At 46.0% G+C, this 18,721-nt stretch carries 12 protein-coding genes and 1 pseudogene; 9 read left to right on the top strand and 4 right to left on the bottom strand.

All coding sequences use genetic code 11. The features are described from left to right. Positions 1 to 186: 186 nt before the first annotated feature. Together smc and ftsY are read left to right on the top strand one after the other, a co-directional pair. On the top strand, positions 187 to 3,756 hold the full coding sequence (gene smc / locus MKZ16_RS14455) for a chromosome segregation protein SMC (protein ID WP_076104263.1): 3,570 nt from the start codon (positions 187 to 189) through the stop codon (positions 3,754 to 3,756). A 36-nt stretch (positions 3,757 to 3,792) separates the two neighbouring features. After that, positions 3,793 to 4,800, top strand: a complete 1,008-nt coding sequence (ftsY, locus tag MKZ16_RS14460; RefSeq protein ID WP_036686498.1) for a signal recognition particle-docking protein FtsY — start codon at positions 3,793 to 3,795, stop codon at positions 4,798 to 4,800. A gap of 125 nt (positions 4,801 to 4,925) precedes the next feature. Here ftsY and MKZ16_RS14465 read toward each other — a convergent pair whose 3' ends face one another. After that, complete coding sequence (locus tag MKZ16_RS14465; RefSeq protein WP_076104262.1) at positions 4,926 to 5,804, bottom strand: DUF1835 domain-containing protein; 879 nt, start codon at positions 5,802 to 5,804, stop codon at positions 4,926 to 4,928. A gap of 354 nt (positions 5,805 to 6,158) precedes the next feature. On the opposite strand from MKZ16_RS14465, the gene MKZ16_RS14470 reads away from it, so the two are divergent. The 4 genes from MKZ16_RS14470 (at position 6,159) to MKZ16_RS14485 (ending at position 10,529) form a co-directional block, all read left to right on the top strand. Next, a complete protein-coding gene (locus MKZ16_RS14470; protein ID WP_076104261.1) occupies positions 6,159 to 7,622 on the top strand; it encodes a circularly permuted type 2 ATP-grasp protein in 1,464 nt (487 codons plus the stop codon). A gap of 75 nt (positions 7,623 to 7,697) precedes the next feature. Continuing rightward, complete coding sequence (locus MKZ16_RS14475; protein ID WP_076104260.1) at positions 7,698 to 8,651, top strand: alpha-E domain-containing protein; 954 nt, start codon at positions 7,698 to 7,700, stop codon at positions 8,649 to 8,651. Beyond that, positions 8,648 to 9,514 (top strand): transglutaminase family protein, encoded by an 867-nt coding sequence (locus tag MKZ16_RS14480; RefSeq protein WP_036686503.1) that lies wholly within the window; start codon positions 8,648 to 8,650, stop codon positions 9,512 to 9,514. Before MKZ16_RS14475 ends, MKZ16_RS14480 begins: the two co-directional genes overlap by 4 nt. Positions 9,515 to 9,719: 205 nt before the next feature. After that, positions 9,720 to 10,529, top strand: coding sequence for an SDR family NAD(P)-dependent oxidoreductase (locus tag MKZ16_RS14485; RefSeq protein WP_036686506.1), 810 nt, complete (start codon positions 9,720 to 9,722; stop codon positions 10,527 to 10,529). Here MKZ16_RS14485 and MKZ16_RS14490 read toward each other — a convergent pair. Next, positions 10,521 to 10,997 carry an SRPBCC family protein gene (locus MKZ16_RS14490; RefSeq protein ID WP_076104259.1) on the bottom strand — a complete coding sequence of 159 codons (477 nt, stop codon included), beginning with the start codon at positions 10,995 to 10,997 and terminating at the stop codon, positions 10,521 to 10,523. The genes MKZ16_RS14485 and MKZ16_RS14490 overlap by 9 nt on opposite strands. A 1,600-nt stretch (positions 10,998 to 12,597) precedes the next feature. On the opposite strand from MKZ16_RS14490, the gene MKZ16_RS14495 reads away from it, so the two are divergent. Then, positions 12,598 to 12,996 (top strand): DnaJ family domain-containing protein, encoded by a 399-nt coding sequence (locus MKZ16_RS14495; protein WP_076104258.1) that lies wholly within the window; start codon positions 12,598 to 12,600, stop codon positions 12,994 to 12,996. Positions 12,997 to 13,134: 138 nt separating this feature from the next. On the opposite strand, the gene MKZ16_RS14500 is transcribed toward MKZ16_RS14495, so the two are convergent. Further along, positions 13,135 to 13,557, bottom strand: a complete 423-nt coding sequence (locus tag MKZ16_RS14500) for a GNAT family N-acetyltransferase (protein WP_076104257.1) — start codon at positions 13,555 to 13,557, stop codon at positions 13,135 to 13,137. A gap of 139 nt (positions 13,558 to 13,696) precedes the next feature. On the opposite strand from MKZ16_RS14500, the pseudogene hrpB reads away from it, so the two are divergent. Then, a pseudogene (hrpB, locus tag MKZ16_RS14505) lies at positions 13,697 to 16,191 on the top strand (ATP-dependent helicase HrpB). Between the two features lie 97 nt (positions 16,192 to 16,288). Continuing rightward, a complete protein-coding gene (locus MKZ16_RS14510; protein ID WP_051491471.1) occupies positions 16,289 to 16,873 on the top strand; it encodes a general stress protein in 585 nt (194 codons plus the stop codon). Positions 16,874 to 17,794: 921 nt separating this feature from the next. Here the strand turns inward: MKZ16_RS14510 and MKZ16_RS14515 are convergent. Further along, entirely contained in the window at positions 17,795 to 18,694 is a 900-nt protein-coding gene (locus MKZ16_RS14515; RefSeq protein WP_249267711.1) for a LysR family transcriptional regulator, read from the bottom strand. Positions 18,695 to 18,721: the final 27 nt, after the last annotated feature.

Consider the following 18,721-nt stretch of genomic DNA (forward strand, 5'->3'; position numbering starts at 1 on the left):
CGACAATATAAGAACTTATATGTCCACGTTATAAAGTAGCCTTCTATTTCTCGCTTAGACACTTGCTGTCCTTATAGGGAAGGTAAGCGGAAGGCGTTTATGCTTGAAGGATAGAATAAGCTGCATCTTAATGGTTTTTTAGGGTACAAACGCTATGGTATAATGGGTCAGAGGTGATTGGCAAGTATGTTTTTGAAACGGATAGAATTAGCTGGTTTTAAATCATTTGCCGACAAAACAGAAATGGAATTTGTGCGCGGTATAACGGCTGTAGTTGGCCCGAACGGAAGCGGCAAAAGCAATATTTCTGACGGCATACGCTGGGTACTCGGCGAACAGAGTGCTAAATCACTGCGTGGCGGCAAGATGGAGGATATCATTTTTGCTGGAAGTGATGCGCGTAAAGCCGTGAATTATGGCGAAGTATCACTTACGCTTGATAATGAAGATCACACACTTCCGCTGGATTTTAGCGAAGTTACAGTGACTCGGAGAGTTCATCGCAGTGGAGATAGTGAATATTTAATTAATAAGCAATCCTGCCGTTTGAAGGATATCACAGAGCTGTTTATGGATACCGGTATCGGACGTGAAGCCTATTCGATTATCGGGCAGGGTAGGATTGAAGAAATTCTAAGTACTCGTTCCGAAGATCGGCGAGGCATCTTTGAAGAAGCATCAGGTATTGTAAAATATAAATCGCGCAAGAAAGACGCAAGTCGAAAGCTGGATGATACCGAGCAAAACCTGCTTCGTATTCATGATTTGATCAGTGAGCTTGAGGATCAGATTGGGCCACTTAAGGATCAGTCCGAGAAAGCTATCCGCTTTAAGGAACTTCGCGAACAATTAAAACATCAGGAAATTTCAGTATACGTACACCAGATTGAAGGCATTCATACCGCTTGGCAGGAAGGTAACGCAAAGCTTGAAACGTTGAAGGACGAGCAGCTGGAGCTGTCTACCGTTGTTTCGGCGCATGATGCCAAGCTGGAGAGCGGACGCTCTGAACTGCGCACACTCGAAGCACAGATCGAGAAGCAGCAAGAGCAATTGCTGCGTTATAGCGAAGCATTTGAGAAGAGCGAAGGTTACGGTGAAGTGCTGAGGGAACGCAAGCGAAATCTGGAAAGCAATCGTGAGCAGTTAATGCTCACGTTAGGTTCGGTTGGCGAGCGTTCTGCAGATCGTCAGCGTGAAGTCGTGGATCTGGAGCTTAAGCTTGAACAATCGCGGCTTAAGCTTGTGGATCTTCGGAAACAGATCGAAGATGAAGAGACAAGGCTTGAAGGTGTGGCAGACGGGATTAGCCAGAGCCAGGAAGAAAAGCTCAAAAGTGCTCTTTTGGAGTTAATGAACCTTATGGCGAATGCACGTAACGAAATTCGTTACGCGGATCAACAGAAGGAGAATCTGGAACGTCGTATGAGCCGCAGTGAAGAAGAAAGCGGCAAATGGACAGCCCGGCATGAAGAGTTGTCTGCCAACCAGAAAGGGCTGAAGGACAAGATTGCCCAGCTAGGGAAGGAACTTAGCAATCTTCGCGGGGCTTACATCACTGAAAGTGAACAGCTCAGTAAACGTCAGAAGCTGATTGAAGAAACACAGTCCGGTCTTCGGAAGTGGGAACAGAAGCGGGAAGCGCAAGTCTCTCGTCATGAGACCATGAAAGAGATGCAGGATGATTTCGATGGCTTCATGCTTGGGGTTAAAGAAGTGCTCAAGGGCGCCCGCAAAGGACAGCTCAACGGAGTGCATGGTGCGGTTGCAGAGCTGATCTCCGTTCCGGAGAAGCTGGAAATGGCGATTGAGACTGCTCTAGGTGCATCACTTCAGCATGTAGTCATGGATAATGAGACTGTGTCCCGCCAAGCGATATCATTTCTAAAGCAACGTCAGCTGGGACGAGCTACCTTTCTTCCGCTAGATGTTATCCGGCCGCGCCAGATTTCTGGCAGTGACCGTGGTATGGTGGGTGATGCTGACGGATTTGTTGGAATTGGTTCCGAACTCGTTGGTTACGATGATAAATATACTAGCATTATCGGCAGTTTGCTCGGCAATGTGGTTATTGCGGAGAGCTTGGAGCAAGCGAACCGCATTGCCGCTAGATGCCAATATCGTTATCGGGTAGTTACACTGGAAGGCGATGTAGTGAATGCCGGCGGTTCGATGACCGGGGGTAGCCAGCATAAGAAGAACAATAGCTTGCTTAGCCGCAAACGTCAGCTGGATCAATTAAGCAGTGAAATTGAAGAAAGCGAACGTCAAATAGTGAAGCTGAAGCAAGGCATTGCCAGACTTCGTGAGGAGCAGGAGAACGCTAGCGTGAAGCTGGAGGACCTGCGCCGTGATGGTGACGAGAAGAGACTGGAAGAGCAAAGAGTCTCCGGTGATTTGAAGCAGCTCGAGCATGAGCTTCGGCATGTGCAGGAGCAAGTGGAGAGCACAGGTGCGGAACGCAGCGGCTTTGAGAGTGAAGTACGTGCGCTTGAAGAGACGCGGAAACAAGCCACTGCTGAGCTTGAACGCCTTGAAAAGGAAGAAAAGGAAGCCCATGAGGGTATCCGTAACGCTGAATCTGCGCGTAAAGCGAATGAATCAGCTAAGGAAGAGCTGCAAGGCAAGTTGACCAGTATGAAAGTCTCGGAAGGCAAGCTTGATCAGGAGATATTCTCCCTGGAGGAGCAGTTACGTCGCCTTAGACAAGATGTGGGTTCACAGGACAAGGAGCTGCGCCAGAATCGAAATCTGTTACATACGATAGAACAAGATCTGGCTAACAATGCTTTGGAAGCTGTGAAGCAGAAGGAAGATTTGAACAGTTACCGGTTGAAGAAGGAAGAGACGACTGGAACTTTGGATTTTGCCCGGGCTGAGCGTACAGCGTTAACCCGTAAGCTGGAACTTGAGGAAGGCAAAACTAAAGACCAACGTCAGGCCCTTAAAGTAGTGGAGGACAAGCTGCGTGCCACTGAAGTTTCTGTTGGTCGACTCGATGTGGAGCTGGATAATATTCTACGCAAGCTGAGTGATGACTACGAGCTAAGTTATGAATTAGCGAAACAGAGATATCAGGTGCCTGAAGATGTACCTGCCGCACAAGCCGATGTACAGCGTTTGAAACGCAGTATTTCTGCGCTAGGTGAGGTTAACTTAGGGGCGATCGAAGAATATCAGCGGGTCCATGAACGGTATACGTTCCTCAGTGGACAAAAAGATGATCTAGTCGAAGCTAAGACTACTCTGTATCAGGTAATCCGTGAGATGGAAGATGAAATGTCCAAGCGTTTCAAACAGACCTTTGATGCGATCCGTAAACAGTTCGGGACCGTGTTCTCAAAGCTGTTCGGAGGCGGGCGAGCTGATCTTATGCTGCTGGATCCGGAACATATGCTGGAAACAGGTATAGATATCGTAGCCCAACCACCGGGTAAAAAATTGCAAAATCTGCAGCTCTTATCCGGCGGCGAACGCGCTCTAACTGCGATGGCGTTATTGTTTGCTATCCTGCAAGTGAAGCCAGTTCCGTTCTGCGTATTGGATGAGGTTGAGGCTGCACTCGACGAAGCAAACGTTGTTCGTTTTGCACAGTACTTACGCGAGTTCTCTGAACAAACTCAGTTCATCGTCGTTACCCACCGCAAAGGAACGATGGAAGAGGCGGACGTGTTATACGGAGTAACGATGGAAGAGGGCGGCGTCTCCAAGCTCGTCTCAGTACGTTTAGAGGATGAGGAAGCTGAGATTGCTTAAATTCATCAAAGAAGAGAAACTTTTAGGAGGAACCAAATGAGCTTTTTTAGAAAATTAAAAGAAAGCATTTCCGGCAAAACGGAAAGTGTAACGAAACAATTCCGCGACGGATTAGAGAAAACCCGTAAAGGTTTTGTAGAGAAGGTCTCCGACCTTATCATCCGCCGCAAAAAGATAGATGAAGAGTTCTACGAAGAGCTGGAAGAGATTTTAATTGGTGCAGACGTGGGTGTAAACACTGTTATGACCCTTGTCGAGGATTTGCGTGCCGAAGTGAAGCAAAATCGGATTGAAGATGCTGCCGAGCTGAAGCCGATTTTGTCCCGTAAGCTTATGGAGCTGCTGCGCGGAGATGATGATAACAGCCTGAAGGAAAATCCGAATGGAATTACAGTTATTTTGTTCGTTGGGGTTAATGGCGTGGGCAAGACGACTACCATCGGCAAGCTGGCTCATCGTTACAAACAAGAAGGTAAAAAAGTTCTTTTGGCTGCAGGGGATACGTTCCGTGCCGGAGCGATTGAGCAGCTTGAGGTTTGGGGCCAACGCGCAGGCGTAGATGTCATTAAACAACAAGCAGGCTCTGACCCGGCGGCTGTAATGTACGATGCGGTGCAAGCGGCTAAACAGCGCAATGTGGATATCTTAATCTGCGATACTGCTGGCAGACTGCAGAATAAAAGCAATCTGATGGAAGAGCTCAACAAAATCTTCCGCGTTATTCAAAGAGAAATCCCAAGTGCTCCACATGAGGTACTGATGGTGCTAGATGCTACGACAGGTCAAAATGCACTTACACAAGCCAAGTTATTTGGTGAAAAAAGTGGCGTCACTGGCTTGGTCTTGACGAAGCTGGACGGTACGGCTAAAGGCGGAATCGTTGTAGCGATTCGTCAGGAAATGAATTTGCCGGTGAAGTTTGTAGGTCTTGGAGAAAAAATGGAAGACCTGCAGCCATTTGATTCGCAGCAGTTCGTACATGCTCTTTTTGCTGGATTAATTGCCGAGGAAGAAGAGTCAGAAGAATCGGAAGAGCAAGTGTAATCAACAGCACAATATAATCATAAAGAAGTCATATTTACAAGGAATGCCCTCGAAGCTATATTTAGTTTAGGAGGGCATTCCTTTTCTTTTTTATAAAGGGTTTGTCCGTCATTTAGTAGCAACTGCTAAGCGATTCTTAGAAAGTATAAATGCATCGCGTAAGGGATCCCTTTAAATAACAGCTTTCCCTCACTAACTAGCCTCCAGAAGCGATATTCTATGAATGAGGTACTGATATACAAATTCCATTGCCCTATAATTGTGCCTACAATCAGACCTGCATTTACGTAGCCATCTCGATCCTCATACTGTTGAAGTTGCAGAATTAAAGAAAGAATTTCTTCGTCATAGTAACTCTCGGGAACATTCATAAGCTGGCCATCAGCCCAAACTCTAAGCATATCCTCGGTGTTGCTGATTTTTTGCCACTCTAGTTCATACTGTTTTCTTTGAGCGGAGGTGACAGGGGATGTGTTTTCGGTGATTTTTATAATTTTATGCACAGCTTCGTTTGGGAGCTGACTAAGTGCTCTGGGATATAATCCGGTTTCAAATGGAGCGGCAATCTCCCTATAAGCCTTGACGGGATCAATAACATGAATAGGTTGCGTCCTCTCATTAAGAATAGAAAGCGCAAATCGTAAACCTGTCTGATCATGGGAGTTGTCTCCGCACCAAATAGTGATTTTTTTGTCCTCGGGAATTTCTTTTAAGGTCTGTATCACGGCTTCCAGTTTGTGCTGGGGATTGAGATGATAACCATGATCCGGAAATCGTTCCTGAAACCATAACTCACGGGTATGATATCCTTCATTATTATGTAATTCATGCAACGGTCCAGCAGAGAATGTCTCATTAAATGAAAGTACTCGTATTAAATGGCGATAACCTAAATGACTAAGGGCTACCTTCATTGACCCCGCTTCCGATAGACCAAATAACAGATAAATGTGATTCCGCCTAAGCTCTTCCTGCTCAATTGACATAGTATATTTGTGCTCCATAGGTCACTCTCCCATCGCAACAAATTATACCATACTCAATGAATCCACATCCTCAGGCAACTATATAAAAAATACATTATATGAAAAATTCATAATAGTAATGCTTGTCACACTTCCTGCATACAATTCAATGATGAATGTACATTTCATCTCCGGCAACCTATATAAGAGAGAAAGGAAGCGATTCCAAAAAATACAAATACCTCTGGAATCACATTTCTCTGTTATATATGTTGACATGAACAAGTAGATTTACGTATTATGAGAATATAAACCAATATTTTCATGGATGTTTTCTGAAATGAAAGTATAAGTTGTTAACAAAGATTACATCTATCGAAAGGAGTCGGGCTCATGTCCAAATTAGATCCTCTGCCAGGTCTGTCTCCGTATCCATTACAGCATTTTTTCGATGAAATGTATGCTGATAAGAGGAATGTCCGGCCGCACTACAGACATGTGAACCGCATGTTTTCCGGAATGAGCTCCGAAGAGCTGCAAGGGAAGCAAAATTTAATGCAGCGTAGGATGATGGAAGAAGGAATTACCTTTACGCTTTACAATCCAGCTCAAGATCATCCTATGGAGCGAACGATCCCCTTCGATATGATTCCACGTATAATCCCTAAGAATGAGTGGGAGAGGCTAGAAGCTGGAATAATTCAGCGTATCACAGCTTTGAATTTGTTCATTCATGACATCTACCATGAGCAATACATTGTTAAAGATGGCATCGTCCCTAGGCGTATGATTATTTCCAACTGTTACTTCCGGCCAGAAATGTCAGGTCTGCGAGTGCCCGGTGGAGCTTACATCACCACCTCAGGAATCGATCTGATCCGCCATCACGATGGGCATTATTATGTACTTGAAGACAACCTGCGAACACCCTCCGGCTTTTCCTATCTTTTTAAAGGCAGAACACTTATGAATCAATTGTTTCCTGAATTGTCCTTTGCCAGCTCCATCCGAGATGTAGATCATAGCTTAAATCGCTTCTTATCCGTGCTTCGTAGTCTATCTCCATCAAGGAGGTCAGATCCGGTTATAGCACTCCTAACGCCTGGAGAATACAATTCTGCATATTATGAACATGCTTTTTTGGCACAGCAGATGGGTATACATTTGGTCGAAGGACGAGATTTGGTAACAAAGGATCACAAAATATATCTGAAAGAAATGAACGGACTACGTAGAGTGGATGTGCTGTATCGTCGGTTGGACGATGATTACATTGACCCGCTAGCCTTTCAACCTGATTCTTTACTGGGTGTGGCAGGACTTATGAATGCATATAGGGCAGGTAACATAGCGATTGCTAATGCTCCGGGAACCGGTGTTGCAGATGATAAAGCGATGTATGTCTATGTACCGGATATGATTCGTTATTATCTGAATGAAGAGCCGATCCTTGGTAATGTGCCGACGTATTTGTTGTCCAGACCTGATGAACGCCTGTATGTTCTTGAGAACCTATCCGAAATGGTTGTTAAAGAAACCTCATTATCCGGAGGATATGGGATGTTGATCGGAAGTGAGGCGACCAAAGAAGAATTAGCGGAGTTCCAAATGAAAATTATTGCCGATCCGGACCGTTATGTGGCACAGCCAATTATGTCCTTGTCCAGAGCACCCGTATTGTCGGGAGGCACTATGGCACCCCGGCATATAGATCTTCGGGCTTTTGTATTAATGGGCGCAGACCGGAAGCCACATGTCATACCTGGCGGATTAACACGAGTGGCTATGAAAGAAGGTTCACTAGTTGTGAATTCCTCGCAAGGTGGTGGCGTAAAGGATACTTGGGTTATGGCTTGATCTATTATCTTGTAAGCCTTGATTGTGAATCAAAAATATGCAGCATCAATTTGGAGGATAAAGGAGTGGCTAAAGATGCTGAATCGAAATGCGGAGGCTTTATTCTGGATCGGCCGATATATTGAAAGGGCAGAGAATCATGCGCGGCTAATCAATGTACATTATCATATCCAGCAGGAAGAGGATTTTCAGGAAGAAGGACATAAATGGTCGAGGCTTATCGATGCATTAGGAGTTCGAAGTGAATATTTGCAGCAGTTCGAAACCTTTTCTGAACAGGACGTGTTATCCTTTATTACACTTGATTTAGGCAATTCGAATTCATTATTCTCTTGCGTACATCATGCCAGAAATAATCTTCGCACACTGCGCCAGCATCTTCCAAGTGAGTTATGGGATATCGTCAACAGCTTTAATCTATGGCTTGGTGAGCGGTCAGTCGCTGATATTATGAGTGGTCCACATCATTTCTACCAGCAGGTGAAGGAACGTGCAGCTATGTTTCTAGGAGCAGAACAATCCGTAATGCTTAGAGGGAATGAATGGCACTTTATAGAGAGCGGCCGTTTTTTGGAACGGGCCGAGAATACGACGCGTATTTTGCAGGCAGTTATAGCCTCTTGCCGTTTCAAAGAGCTTAATGCAATCTATATTCAGTTACAGGCTGTGCTGAAATCCGTAAGTGGGTATCAGGCGTTTCGCCGTTATTATGCAGATGCCATGTCACCGGAGAGCATTTTAGATTTTTTGATCGCGAATCCCAAATTTCCACGTTCGATCCGCTTTTCTTTTCACCAGCTGGAAGAACATTTAGCTAGACTTGAACTGGATTCCTCAGAAAAAGGCTCAGGTCATGAGAAGGTCATCCGTCAAGCAGGAAAGCTGAAGGCAGAGCTGGATTATATGGAAAAAGAAGAAATGTCCGGTGAGCTGGTGGAAGATGTACTGCAATCACTCGTAATATCTTGCCAGAGACTGGGCAAAACGATGGAGGGCGCCTTTTTTCGGCGAGAAGGAGTATCTGTATGAAGATTCAAATCAATCACACCACCACATACAGTTATCCAGAGCCAGTTACGGACAGTGTCAATGAAATCAGACTCACTCCTCGCACCAACTATCGGCAATCCTGTTATCACCACGAGGTTGAAGTATATCCGGCAGCTAATCTATTAACGTATGAGGATTTCTTTGGTAATCGGGTGCATGCCTATTCAGTTAATAAGCCACATACGGAAATGGTAATCCATACGAAAGCTACTGTAGTAACACTGGATAAATCTCAAGGTACCGATCTTCCGCGAACCAGCCTTGAAGAGCAAGTTAAACTGCTAAATGATGAGAAGTTTCAGAACCGGTACATTGAGTTTATTTTGCCGACCCGTTATACCGAGGTGACTCCTGAATTGGTAGAGTTCGCCTCACAGTACCCTTTTAGTGAAGCTGAAGATATGTATCAATGGATTCTGAGGTTATCTTCGACGATTTATGAACAGTTCACCTATGATCCTGAGGCAACAAGCGTAAATACAACGGTAAAAAAAGCCCTGAAGCTCAAGCGGGGTGTCTGTCAGGATTATGCTCATCTTATGATCGCTGTCTGCCGCAGTGTGGGTCTGCCTTCCAGATATGTTAGTGGATATCATTTTGTCGGTGATCTACAGAGCAGCAATGCCAATTTCGAGCAGGCTTCACATGCTTGGGTGGAGACCCATATTCCGGGTACGGGCTGGCTTGGTTTTGATCCGACGAATAATGTTGAAGTGAACTGGCGTTATATCAAGCTGGGTCATGGACGGGATTATAAAGATATAGTACCTGTAAAAGGGGTATATCGCGGCGGAGCAGGCACACTGACTGTAAAAGTGGACGTACGCAAGCTGGACAATTGAATTGAAATAATCGAAACATCGAAACAATCAAAAAAATCAAAATATTCGAAACAAACTCTCCGCTCATCTTATTGAATGGGGAGATTTTTTTGTTCGGCGTGCTTAAATTATGAAGATTTATGAACGAGATGATTCCATTACAGGTTTATTTGGGTAATCTTGATCCATAGTACTTATCTTACAGACATTAGAGGAGAGATTACATATGAGCCCAAACATATCTAAGAAACAAAGATTTATTGGAAAAACAGCGATTATAACCGGAGCGGGCTCGGGAATTGGCCGTGCTACCGCTATTAAGCTGGCGCGGGAAGGTGCAAATGTAGCATTGTTTGATTTAAATCTTGAAAGAACCTCTTCCTTGGCAGAAAAGCTTAATAAGCTTCGAAAAGATTGCGCGCTGGCCATAGAGGTAGATACTTCCGATGAGAAAAAGATGGAGGAAGCCGTACGTTGTACGGTGGAACAATTCGGAGGCGTGGATGTAGTATTCGCTAACGCGGGAATTAATGGCGCTGTGGGTCCGATAGAAGAACTGAGCTTGAGCGACTGGGAGCGTACGATGTCGGTGAATTTGACGGGGACTTTTTTGACCCTGAAATATACCATTCCTCATCTGAAAGATAAAGGGAAGGGCAGTATTATTATTACTAGTTCCATTAATGGGAACACTAGATTTGCCAGTTTTGGGTGGTCTACTTATAGCACTACCAAAGCTGGACAGGTGGCTTTTGCCAAAATGGCAGCTCTCGAGCTTGCTAAGTTTAAGATTCGTGTGAATGTGATCTGCCCTGGGGCTATTGCTACGAATATAGATGAAACCACTGAAATGAGCGAGGATGTTGAAGCAATCGTCATTCCGATTGAATTCCCTGATGGAGCGCAACCCTTGGCAGATGGACCGGGCAAGCCGGATAATGTCGCTGATCTCGTTGCTTTTCTGGCTTCGGATGAATCTATCCATATTACAGGTGCGCAAATCGTGATTGACGGCGCGGAGTCCTTGTTATCCTAATTTCGAGATGGCTTCACGGTAATGCTCGTACCATTTGTTCCATTCGTCTTTCCGTGATTCCAGCGTCGTGCCTTCCAAAAGATGCTGGATCACTTCTAGACAAACATGCCAGCCAGCGAGATCTCGTGGTGTATGCGAGGTGAGCGTCTGTAGTGTTTCATTCAAGATGAGTAAACAGCCTTCTGAATTAGGGTATAACTCAAAACGAACAAGATCCTCAGCCCATGTAAACTCAAAAGTAGATTGATGCTGTAGCTCAGTAATTTTCATATCCACAAACGTTCCGTTTTGCATATCAAACTTTATAAGTCCGCCTTCACGCAGGTCCTCGATTTTTAATTCAGAGAACCATAAGGCAAGCTTCTCATTTTCGGTCAAATAGGACCAAATCTCAGTTGCGGAATGCTTTAACTGGCGTTCGAAACGAGCGACATAATGTTGATCTTCTTTTTGGATGTTAGCTAACATGAATATTCTCCTTTGGACTACTGTGGTAGTCCTTTTTTTATTGAGTTGAGTCTCATTAGAAAGAGTATAGCAATCGCCTGTGTTAATTGCACGATGCGGCAGAAGACTAACTTATAGGGTATCGAGGGCGATGAAATAGTGGGAGAAATAAGGTCACATGCAGTCCACGAGCTCGATTTGCGTACGGTGCGGAGTTAGTGTTGGCAGAGATAAGGGAGTGATGAGGGTGAAAAGTGAGTGAAGACTGGGGTAAGTGTGTGTTGAAGGTGAAAAGTGAGTGAAGACAGATATAAGTGTGTGTTGAAGGGCGGAAGTAAACAGTAGCATTTTCGGTGGCGAGGATGCATCGGCGTTGCGGACCGTATTGCAGCTATTTGGTGTTTTTCGTGTTTTTATTAGCAGTATCGGACTGTATAGCTCTTATCGCCGCGACTTTGAACAAAAGTAGGGTGTGTTAGAGCGAATAGCTGAATCTGAGTCCGATAGCAGAGCAAAAAGGCATGAATTTGCGAAATAAGGGCTTCTAGGTCCGAACGATCAATGGAGACGAAGATGTAATGAATGTATAATAAAGGATGTAGTATACGAGCAAGAGCTCCAGGGTCCGAACGTTTTACGGTGGCGAGTGTGCGCTAATGTATCGGACTGTATTGCAGCTATTTGGTGTTTTTGGTTTGTTTATTAGAAGTATCGGACTGTATAGCTCTTATCGCTGTGATTTTGATTAAAAGTAGGGCACATATGAGCGAATAGCTGCAACTAGGTCCGATAGTACAGCGAAATGGACTGAATTTGTGAAATAAGGTCATCTGAGTCCGAACGATTCACGGTGGCGAGTGTGTGCTAATGAATGGGACTGTATTGCAGCTATTTGGTGTATTTCGTGTGTTTATTAGCAGTATCGGACTGCATAGCTCTTATCGTTGCGATTTTGAACAAAAGTAGGGTGTGTTTGAGCGAATAGCTGAATCTGAGTCCGATAGCAGAGCAAAAAGGCATGAATTTGCAAAATAAGGGCTACTGGGTCCGAACGCTGCGACGAGGATGTAACGAAGGCGTAAAGGATGTAGTATACGAGCAAGAGCTGCTGAGTCCGATCGATTTGTAGAGGAGAGTTTGCGCTGACGTTGCGGACTGTATTGCAGCTATTTGGTGTATTTCGTGTGTTTATTAGCAGTATCGGACTGTATAGCTCTTATCGTCGCAACTTTGAACAAAAGTAAGGTGTGTTTGAGCGAATAGCTGCAACTAGGTCCGATAGTACAGCGAAATGGACTGAATTTGTGAAATAAGGTCATCTGAGTCCGAACGTTTCACTGAGGTGAGTGTGCTCTAACGTTACGGTTATGGACTTAGAATATACTTAGCATACGATAGTTACAGAGTCCGAGCTGCTCAACTGTGCGACGAGGGGCAAGGGGCATTTGAGTGAATAGCTCGCCACACCTATAGTTAACGTATAGGCAAATCTGAGAAAGCATTCCGGTAGCTTGATGCAAATCCTAAGTCTTTTATGCTAAAATTAACGCAATTCCGTAAAATATACTTTTGATTAGGCAGGGTTGATAATAGTGTGGCATTGGTGAAGGAGGCTGCGTATATGGGGATGATGTCTTGGTTTACTGAGCAGCGGATTCAGGAGTCTATGCGTAACGGGGAATTTCGAGATTTACCTGGGCATGGCAAGCCGCTGGAGCTTGAGGATTTATCAGGTGTGCCAGAAGAATTACGGATGTCTTTTAAAATCATGAAGAACTCCGGACTTGTTCCTGAGGAAATCTCTCTGCGAGCTGAATGTGTTACGTTGGAAGGATTGCTAGCGGCGTGTCATAATAGCGGAGGTGCAGAAACCAGTGAGGGCAAGGCTCTGCGGTCAAAACTGTCTATGAAAAGACTGCGTCTACAGGAGCTATTACGTGAACGCGGCTTGGATAGTAACCCTGCTTTTATGCAATACAGTGCTCAAATACACGGACAGATGATAAAGGAAGAGGATTAATGCTGGTTAGGTTACTGCCTAAATACCTACGGTCATTTGGACATCAGAATAAATAGTGTAAAATAAAAAGGCATCTCTTGGTCGTTTTAGACAGAAGAGCTGCCTTTTTGCTTGTTGTGTGTAACTAATCATGTATGCTCATCTAATTTGTTTGAAATAAACCCATTCCGGGTCGCCATCATCTAAATTCTCAATGACTCCGCTTTTAACAAACCCTTGAGAAAGACATAGTTGCTGCATGATCGTATTGGATTCATTGGTGGAGGTGAAAAGCTTGGGGGTTGGGCATTGTTCCTCGATGTAGCTAAGGAGTGTTTTGGCTATGCCTAGGCGTCTGAACTCAGGATCCACAATGACCAGCTGAATAAAACAACATTCGAAAAAGGTGGTATCGTAGCAAGCAAATCCGACAAGCGTTCCATTATGCGATGCTACGTAACACTGCTCATGATTGATATATTTTTCAATCTTCGATTTGCGGCTTTCATTGCCAATGATCTTGCTGTCTACTTTGGTTAGCATGGGTAGATCTGAAATTGTAGCTTCTGTTACGAATATCATAGTTAGTCTCCTTATTAATATTATAGAGGGTATGAATGGTAAGTCTTGATCTTTAAGGTTTTTTCACACATGATAAAGATGATCTAAGATAACTTCTAGGAAAATTATAACATATGATTATAGACGATGGAGAGATAGAATGAAACAACTTCCGATTATACAGGTGCTTCCTGACCTGAAAAACATACTTAACACTGCGCAGGCAGCAGTACTTATCGCTGAACCGGGTGCAGGCAAAACAACTGGAACGCCTCCGGCGTTTTTGGACGAACCCTGGATGGCGGGTAAAAGCATTTTAATGTTAGAGCCTAGAAGGCTTGCTGCTAGATCTGCCGCCACTTACATGGCATCCTGCCTTGGAGAAAGTGTTGGACAGACGGTAGGTTATCGGATGCGGAATGACACTAAAGTAGGCAAAAATACGCGGATTGTTGTAGTCACTGAAGGAGTATTAACGAGAATGCTGCAAAGCGATCCTTCTTTGGGTGATGTGGGTTTAGTTATTTTTGATGAGTTCCATGAGCGCAGTCTTCATGCGGATTTGGGACTTGCCCTTGCACTGGAAGCACAGGCTGTGTTGCGGGAGGATCTAAGGATTCTTATCATGTCAGCTACCTTGGACAGTGAGCGGGTGTCTGCTTTACTAGGGGATGCGCCTGTAGTAAATTGTCCGGGCAGAACCTATCCTGTAGAAACAATCTATGTGCCAACTACTGGGAATCTTCCACTGGAAAAAACTGCTGCAGCTGCTGTGAGACATGCGCTTGCTGAACAACCCGGAGATATTCTCGTCTTTTTACCGGGGGAAAGAGAAATACGCAGAACTCAAAATGAGTTGGAAAATGGGAGCTTGCCAGTTCCGGCAATTATTCGCCCTTTATATGGTCAGCTGCCACAAAATATCCAAGATGCAGCCGTGGCTGCATCTGTTCAAGGTGAACGAAAAGTAGTGCTTGCGACTTCTATAGCTGAGACAAGTCTAACGATTGAAGGCGTGCGAACGGTGATTGATACAGGGCAACGCCGTACACAGGTATTCTCACCACGCACAGGAATGCCGAGTCTTACGACGGTCCCGGTATCAAAAGCCTCCGCGGATCAACGGCGGGGACGTGCCGGACGGACAGCCCCAGGCGTGTGCTACAGGCTGTGGAGTCAGGAGGAGCATAATCGACTTCCGGATGACAATGTGCCGGAGATTATGCAGACGGACCTTGCGCAGCTTGCTTTGGAGCTGGCGCTGTGGGGCGTGCGCGATCCTGCCGCGCTATCTTGGCTTGACGCGCCGCCCGCTGCGCCTTATGCGCAGGGCACCGCGCTGCTGCGCCAGCTCGGCGCGCTGGACGCCGGCGGCGCCATTACGCCGCACGGCCACAGCATGGCCGCGCTTGGCGCGCACCCGCGAGCCGCGCATATGCTGCTGCGCGCGGCAGAGCTTGGCGCAGCACCGCTCGCCTGTAGAAGCTGGCGGCGCTGCTGCAAGAGCGGGACCTTTTCAAGGGTCCCGCGGCCCTAGGTTGCGACCTCACGCTCCGCGTTGAGGCGCTGCTCCGGTTCGAGCGCTCCGCTGATAGCGGCGGAGCGGACCCGGCGGCTCTGCGCGCTGTGCAGCGCGAGAGCCGCCTTTTCCTGGCGCAGCTGCAAGCCGCGCCGGGCGAGAACGTGAACGACATCAGCCGCTGCGGGCTGCTTCTGTCGTTCGCCTATCCCGACCGGATCGGGCAGAAACGCGGCGATGGCGCGTTTCTGCTCTCCTCCGGTCGGGGGGCGGCCATGCGGGAAGGACAACCGCTGGCCCGGTCACCTTATATCGTAGCTGCTTCGATCGATGATCGCGCTACACAGGGCGCAATTATGCTGGCAGCTGAGATAGAAGAAGGACAACTGCTTACCTATCATGCAGACCGCATCACCGAGGAAGCGGATGTGTATTGGGATAAAGAAAGTGGGAGTGTGAAGAAACGTCGTCGCACAATGCTCGGCGCGTTGGTCTTAAAAGAAACTTCACATGAAAGACCCTCCGCGGAAGAAACGGCAAATGTACTGTTAAGTGTCATCGCTACTGATGGCATTGAAAGACTACCGTGGGAGAAGGGAACCTTACAGCTTCGCGAACGTTTGATGTTTATGCATACCTTACGTTCAGATTGGCCGGATGTCTCAGATGTTGCTTTAATTGCTACGTTGGATGAATGGCTTTTGCCATATCTTCAGGGTATGAAGAACCTCCGCGACCTTCAGCGTGTACCGTTAGCACGGGCGCTTGAGGGGATGTTGGACTGGAATCAGCGGCAGATGCTGGAAAAGGAAGCACCTACACATATATCTGTTCCTAGTGGCTCGCGTGTGCCCGTAGATTATACTAATCCTGCTGCCCCGGTATTGGCAGTAAGATTGCAAGAGATGTTTGGACAGCTGGACACACCTCGAATTGGAGGGGGGAAGGTGCCGGTATTGCTGCATCTTTTGTCACCAGCTAGACGACCTGTGCAGGTAACCTCTGATCTAGCAAGTTTTTGGCGGGGGACCTATTTTGAGGTCAAAAAAGATTTGAAAGGACGGTACCCGAAGCACTATTGGCCAGATGACCCATTACAGGCCATTCCGACTAATCGTACACGTCCCGTAAAATAATTTATGGTACATATGCTCTTGAAATTTTCCCTTAGATGTTTGGTCTCCCGTTTAAAGGGTAATTACTAGCGAAGACAATTACTAAGGAGGGCTTCAAGTGACTAAAAAAATCGTAGGTATTTTCGACACAGAACAAGAAGCAACCAGAGCAATTGAAGGACTTCACAATCAAGGATTTAGTAATGATGAAATATCAGTAATCACACGTGATCGTGATGAGCTTAGAAACATCTCAGAGGATACAGGCACAAAAGCTCCAGAAGGAGTGGCGACAGGCGCTGCTACAGGTGGTGTAGTTGGCGGCGTTGCCGGATTATTAGCAGGGATCGGAGCATTGGCGATTCCGGGGATTGGACCGATCCTGGCGGCAGGGCCTATAGTTGCTACCCTTACAGGTGCAGCAGTTGGTGCAGGCGCAGGTGGATTAGTCGGCGGCTTGATCGGACTCGGTATTCCTGAGGATGAGGCTAAAGAGTACGAAGGGTATGTGGAAAGCGGCAAAATCCTTGTACTAGTCGATGATAATGGACGCGGCTATCAAGCGCATGATGTGTTCCGCGGCAACCGTTCGCTGAATACTCAGCGTTACGAAGGCGTCTATAACGAAGACACTAGACTAGGAAATTCGATGGCTAACAGAGCGGATCGGACGGCTGAAGTCTACAACCGCGATAAAATATAAACATTATAATAACCTGCTTTAAAAGCGGTAAAAGGTTACAAGGAGCGATTCTCCGATTAATGGAGAATCGCTCCTTTGCGTTATTAGTCCATCGCGCCACCCGGAATCCCCCATAACTCATCCACTTTTGAGGTATAGGGACCCAGAGGACGCTATTGGCTAATTTTTAGCCTTTGCAGCAGGATTTCGGACTCCATGGACGCTATTCTATAGAATGAGGCTCATATTTGCTGTTTTTTATGCCAATAGCTGCAATGGGGTCCGATAGGGCTCCAAATATTGAATAATATTGCGTTTAAGGTCCCCTGTGTCCTTTGCTACTACGTACCTGCATCGTTTCGGAGTGTCCCTATGCTGCTCCGCCACGTGCTGTCTTTGTACTGCTACGTACACGCCCGATCACTGTGTCCTTTCCCACTACGTACCTGCATCGTTTCGGAGTGTCCTTATGCTGCTACGCGCGTGCTGTCCTTGTATTGCTACGTAAGCGCCCGATCACAGTGTCCTTATGCTACAGAGTATTCGCATCGGATTGCAACTCCGAACGTGCCCCATTTCGCAGTGTCCTTAATACTGCTACGCACGTGCTGTCATTGTACTGCTATATATGCGTACCCGATCACTGTGTCCTTATGCTGTAGGTGCATCGTTCCGCTGTGTCCTAATGCTGTTACGGTACATGCAGGGTTCCCTAGAGTCCTTATGCTGCTACGCACGTGTTGTCTTTGTACTGCTATGTATGCGCACCCGATCACTGTGTCCTTTTGCTATACATACGTGCATCGTTCCACTGTGTCCTTATATTGCTACGTAAGCGCACCCGGACTCTGTGCCCTTATCCTATTGAGCATACGCCCCCGGTTTGCAGCTACGAAATCGCCCCGTTCCGCAGTGTCCATATGTGCTGCTACGTGCACGATCTTAATCAAGGATACGAAGCATGCGGACGAAAGAATCAGCTGCTACGGATAACCTCATATCGCGATGGATTGCGAATCCTATATTCCGGGGTGGAGGCGGATCATCTAATTGCAGCTCGAAAAGTTCTCCTTTTTGAATCTCCTCAATTACAAAAGAACGGCTAATAAACGCTACCCCGTAACCAAGTCTTGCGAATTCAGAGAGTAAATCGATGCTGCCCAGCTCTATATCTGGTTTAACGGACAAACTCTTACCAGCAAACCAATGATCAACAAACAGTCTGGTGCTGCTTTCTGGGGATAATAAAATAAAAGGTAACTCTGCAAGTTCTTTTGCCGTAAGCGAACGGTTTGCCAGTTGCTGAAAGGCTCGTCCCACTACAAAACAATCTTCAAGGGTGGCAAGCGTCTGAATATTTAATTGTGGATCGTCAATAGGCATATGGACGAGCGCACAGTCTATTTCGCCTTCTTTCAAACGTTTGGTGATCTCATGCGTTTTTCCGTGTGATAGCCGAATTCGTATACCGGGATATTGTTTGTGGAATGCGTTCAATTGCGGAAGCAAAAGATTTTTAATAAGGGAATCACTCGCTCCAATCCGAACTTCTCCTTCGTTTAACTGCTTTAGATTGTGAAGATGCTTTTGTGCAGAATCCAGCATGACTAGTGAGGGCTCAACATATTCCAATAACGCCAGTCCCTCCTCAGTTAGCTCTACACCTTTAGATAAACGATGAAATAATTTGAGCCCTAAAGAATCCTCCATTTGTTTAATGGCATAACTTACGGATGGCTGTGTAATATGCAATTCATTTGCAGCCTTTGTTAGATTTTTGTAACGAGCCGTATATAAAAAAATGCGATACCATTCAAGATTAAAGAATTTGATATAGATCACCTCTATGACAGTCTATTGAAAATGTGA

This window comes from Paenibacillus sp. FSL R5-0928, from assembly GCF_037970385.1.
In the GTDB taxonomy this organism is placed as follows: domain Bacteria; phylum Bacillota; class Bacilli; order Paenibacillales; family Paenibacillaceae; genus Paenibacillus_AQ; species Paenibacillus_AQ odorifer.

Excerpts from the sequence above, each read along its gene's own strand:
- MKZ16_RS14490 (WP_076104259.1), bottom strand. The coding sequence starts at position 10,997 with ATGTTAGCTAACATCCAAAAAGAAGATCAACATTATGTCGCTCGTTTC.
- MKZ16_RS14480 (WP_036686503.1), top strand. The coding sequence starts at position 8,648 with ATGAAGATTCAAATCAATCACACCACCACATACAGTTATCCAGAGCCA.
- smc (WP_076104263.1), top strand. The coding sequence starts at position 187 with ATGTTTTTGAAACGGATAGAATTAGCTGGTTTTAAATCATTTGCCGAC.
- MKZ16_RS14475 (WP_076104260.1), top strand. The coding sequence starts at position 7,698 with ATGCTGAATCGAAATGCGGAGGCTTTATTCTGGATCGGCCGATATATT.
- ftsY (WP_036686498.1), top strand. The coding sequence starts at position 3,793 with ATGAGCTTTTTTAGAAAATTAAAAGAAAGCATTTCCGGCAAAACGGAA.
- MKZ16_RS14465 (WP_076104262.1), bottom strand. The coding sequence starts at position 5,804 with ATGGAGCACAAATATACTATGTCAATTGAGCAGGAAGAGCTTAGGCGG.
- MKZ16_RS14500 (WP_076104257.1), bottom strand. The coding sequence starts at position 13,557 with ATGATATTCGTAACAGAAGCTACAATTTCAGATCTACCCATGCTAACC.
- MKZ16_RS14470 (WP_076104261.1), top strand. The coding sequence starts at position 6,159 with ATGTCCAAATTAGATCCTCTGCCAGGTCTGTCTCCGTATCCATTACAG.
- MKZ16_RS14495 (WP_076104258.1), top strand. The coding sequence starts at position 12,598 with ATGGGGATGATGTCTTGGTTTACTGAGCAGCGGATTCAGGAGTCTATG.
- MKZ16_RS14485 (WP_036686506.1), top strand. The coding sequence starts at position 9,720 with ATGAGCCCAAACATATCTAAGAAACAAAGATTTATTGGAAAAACAGCG.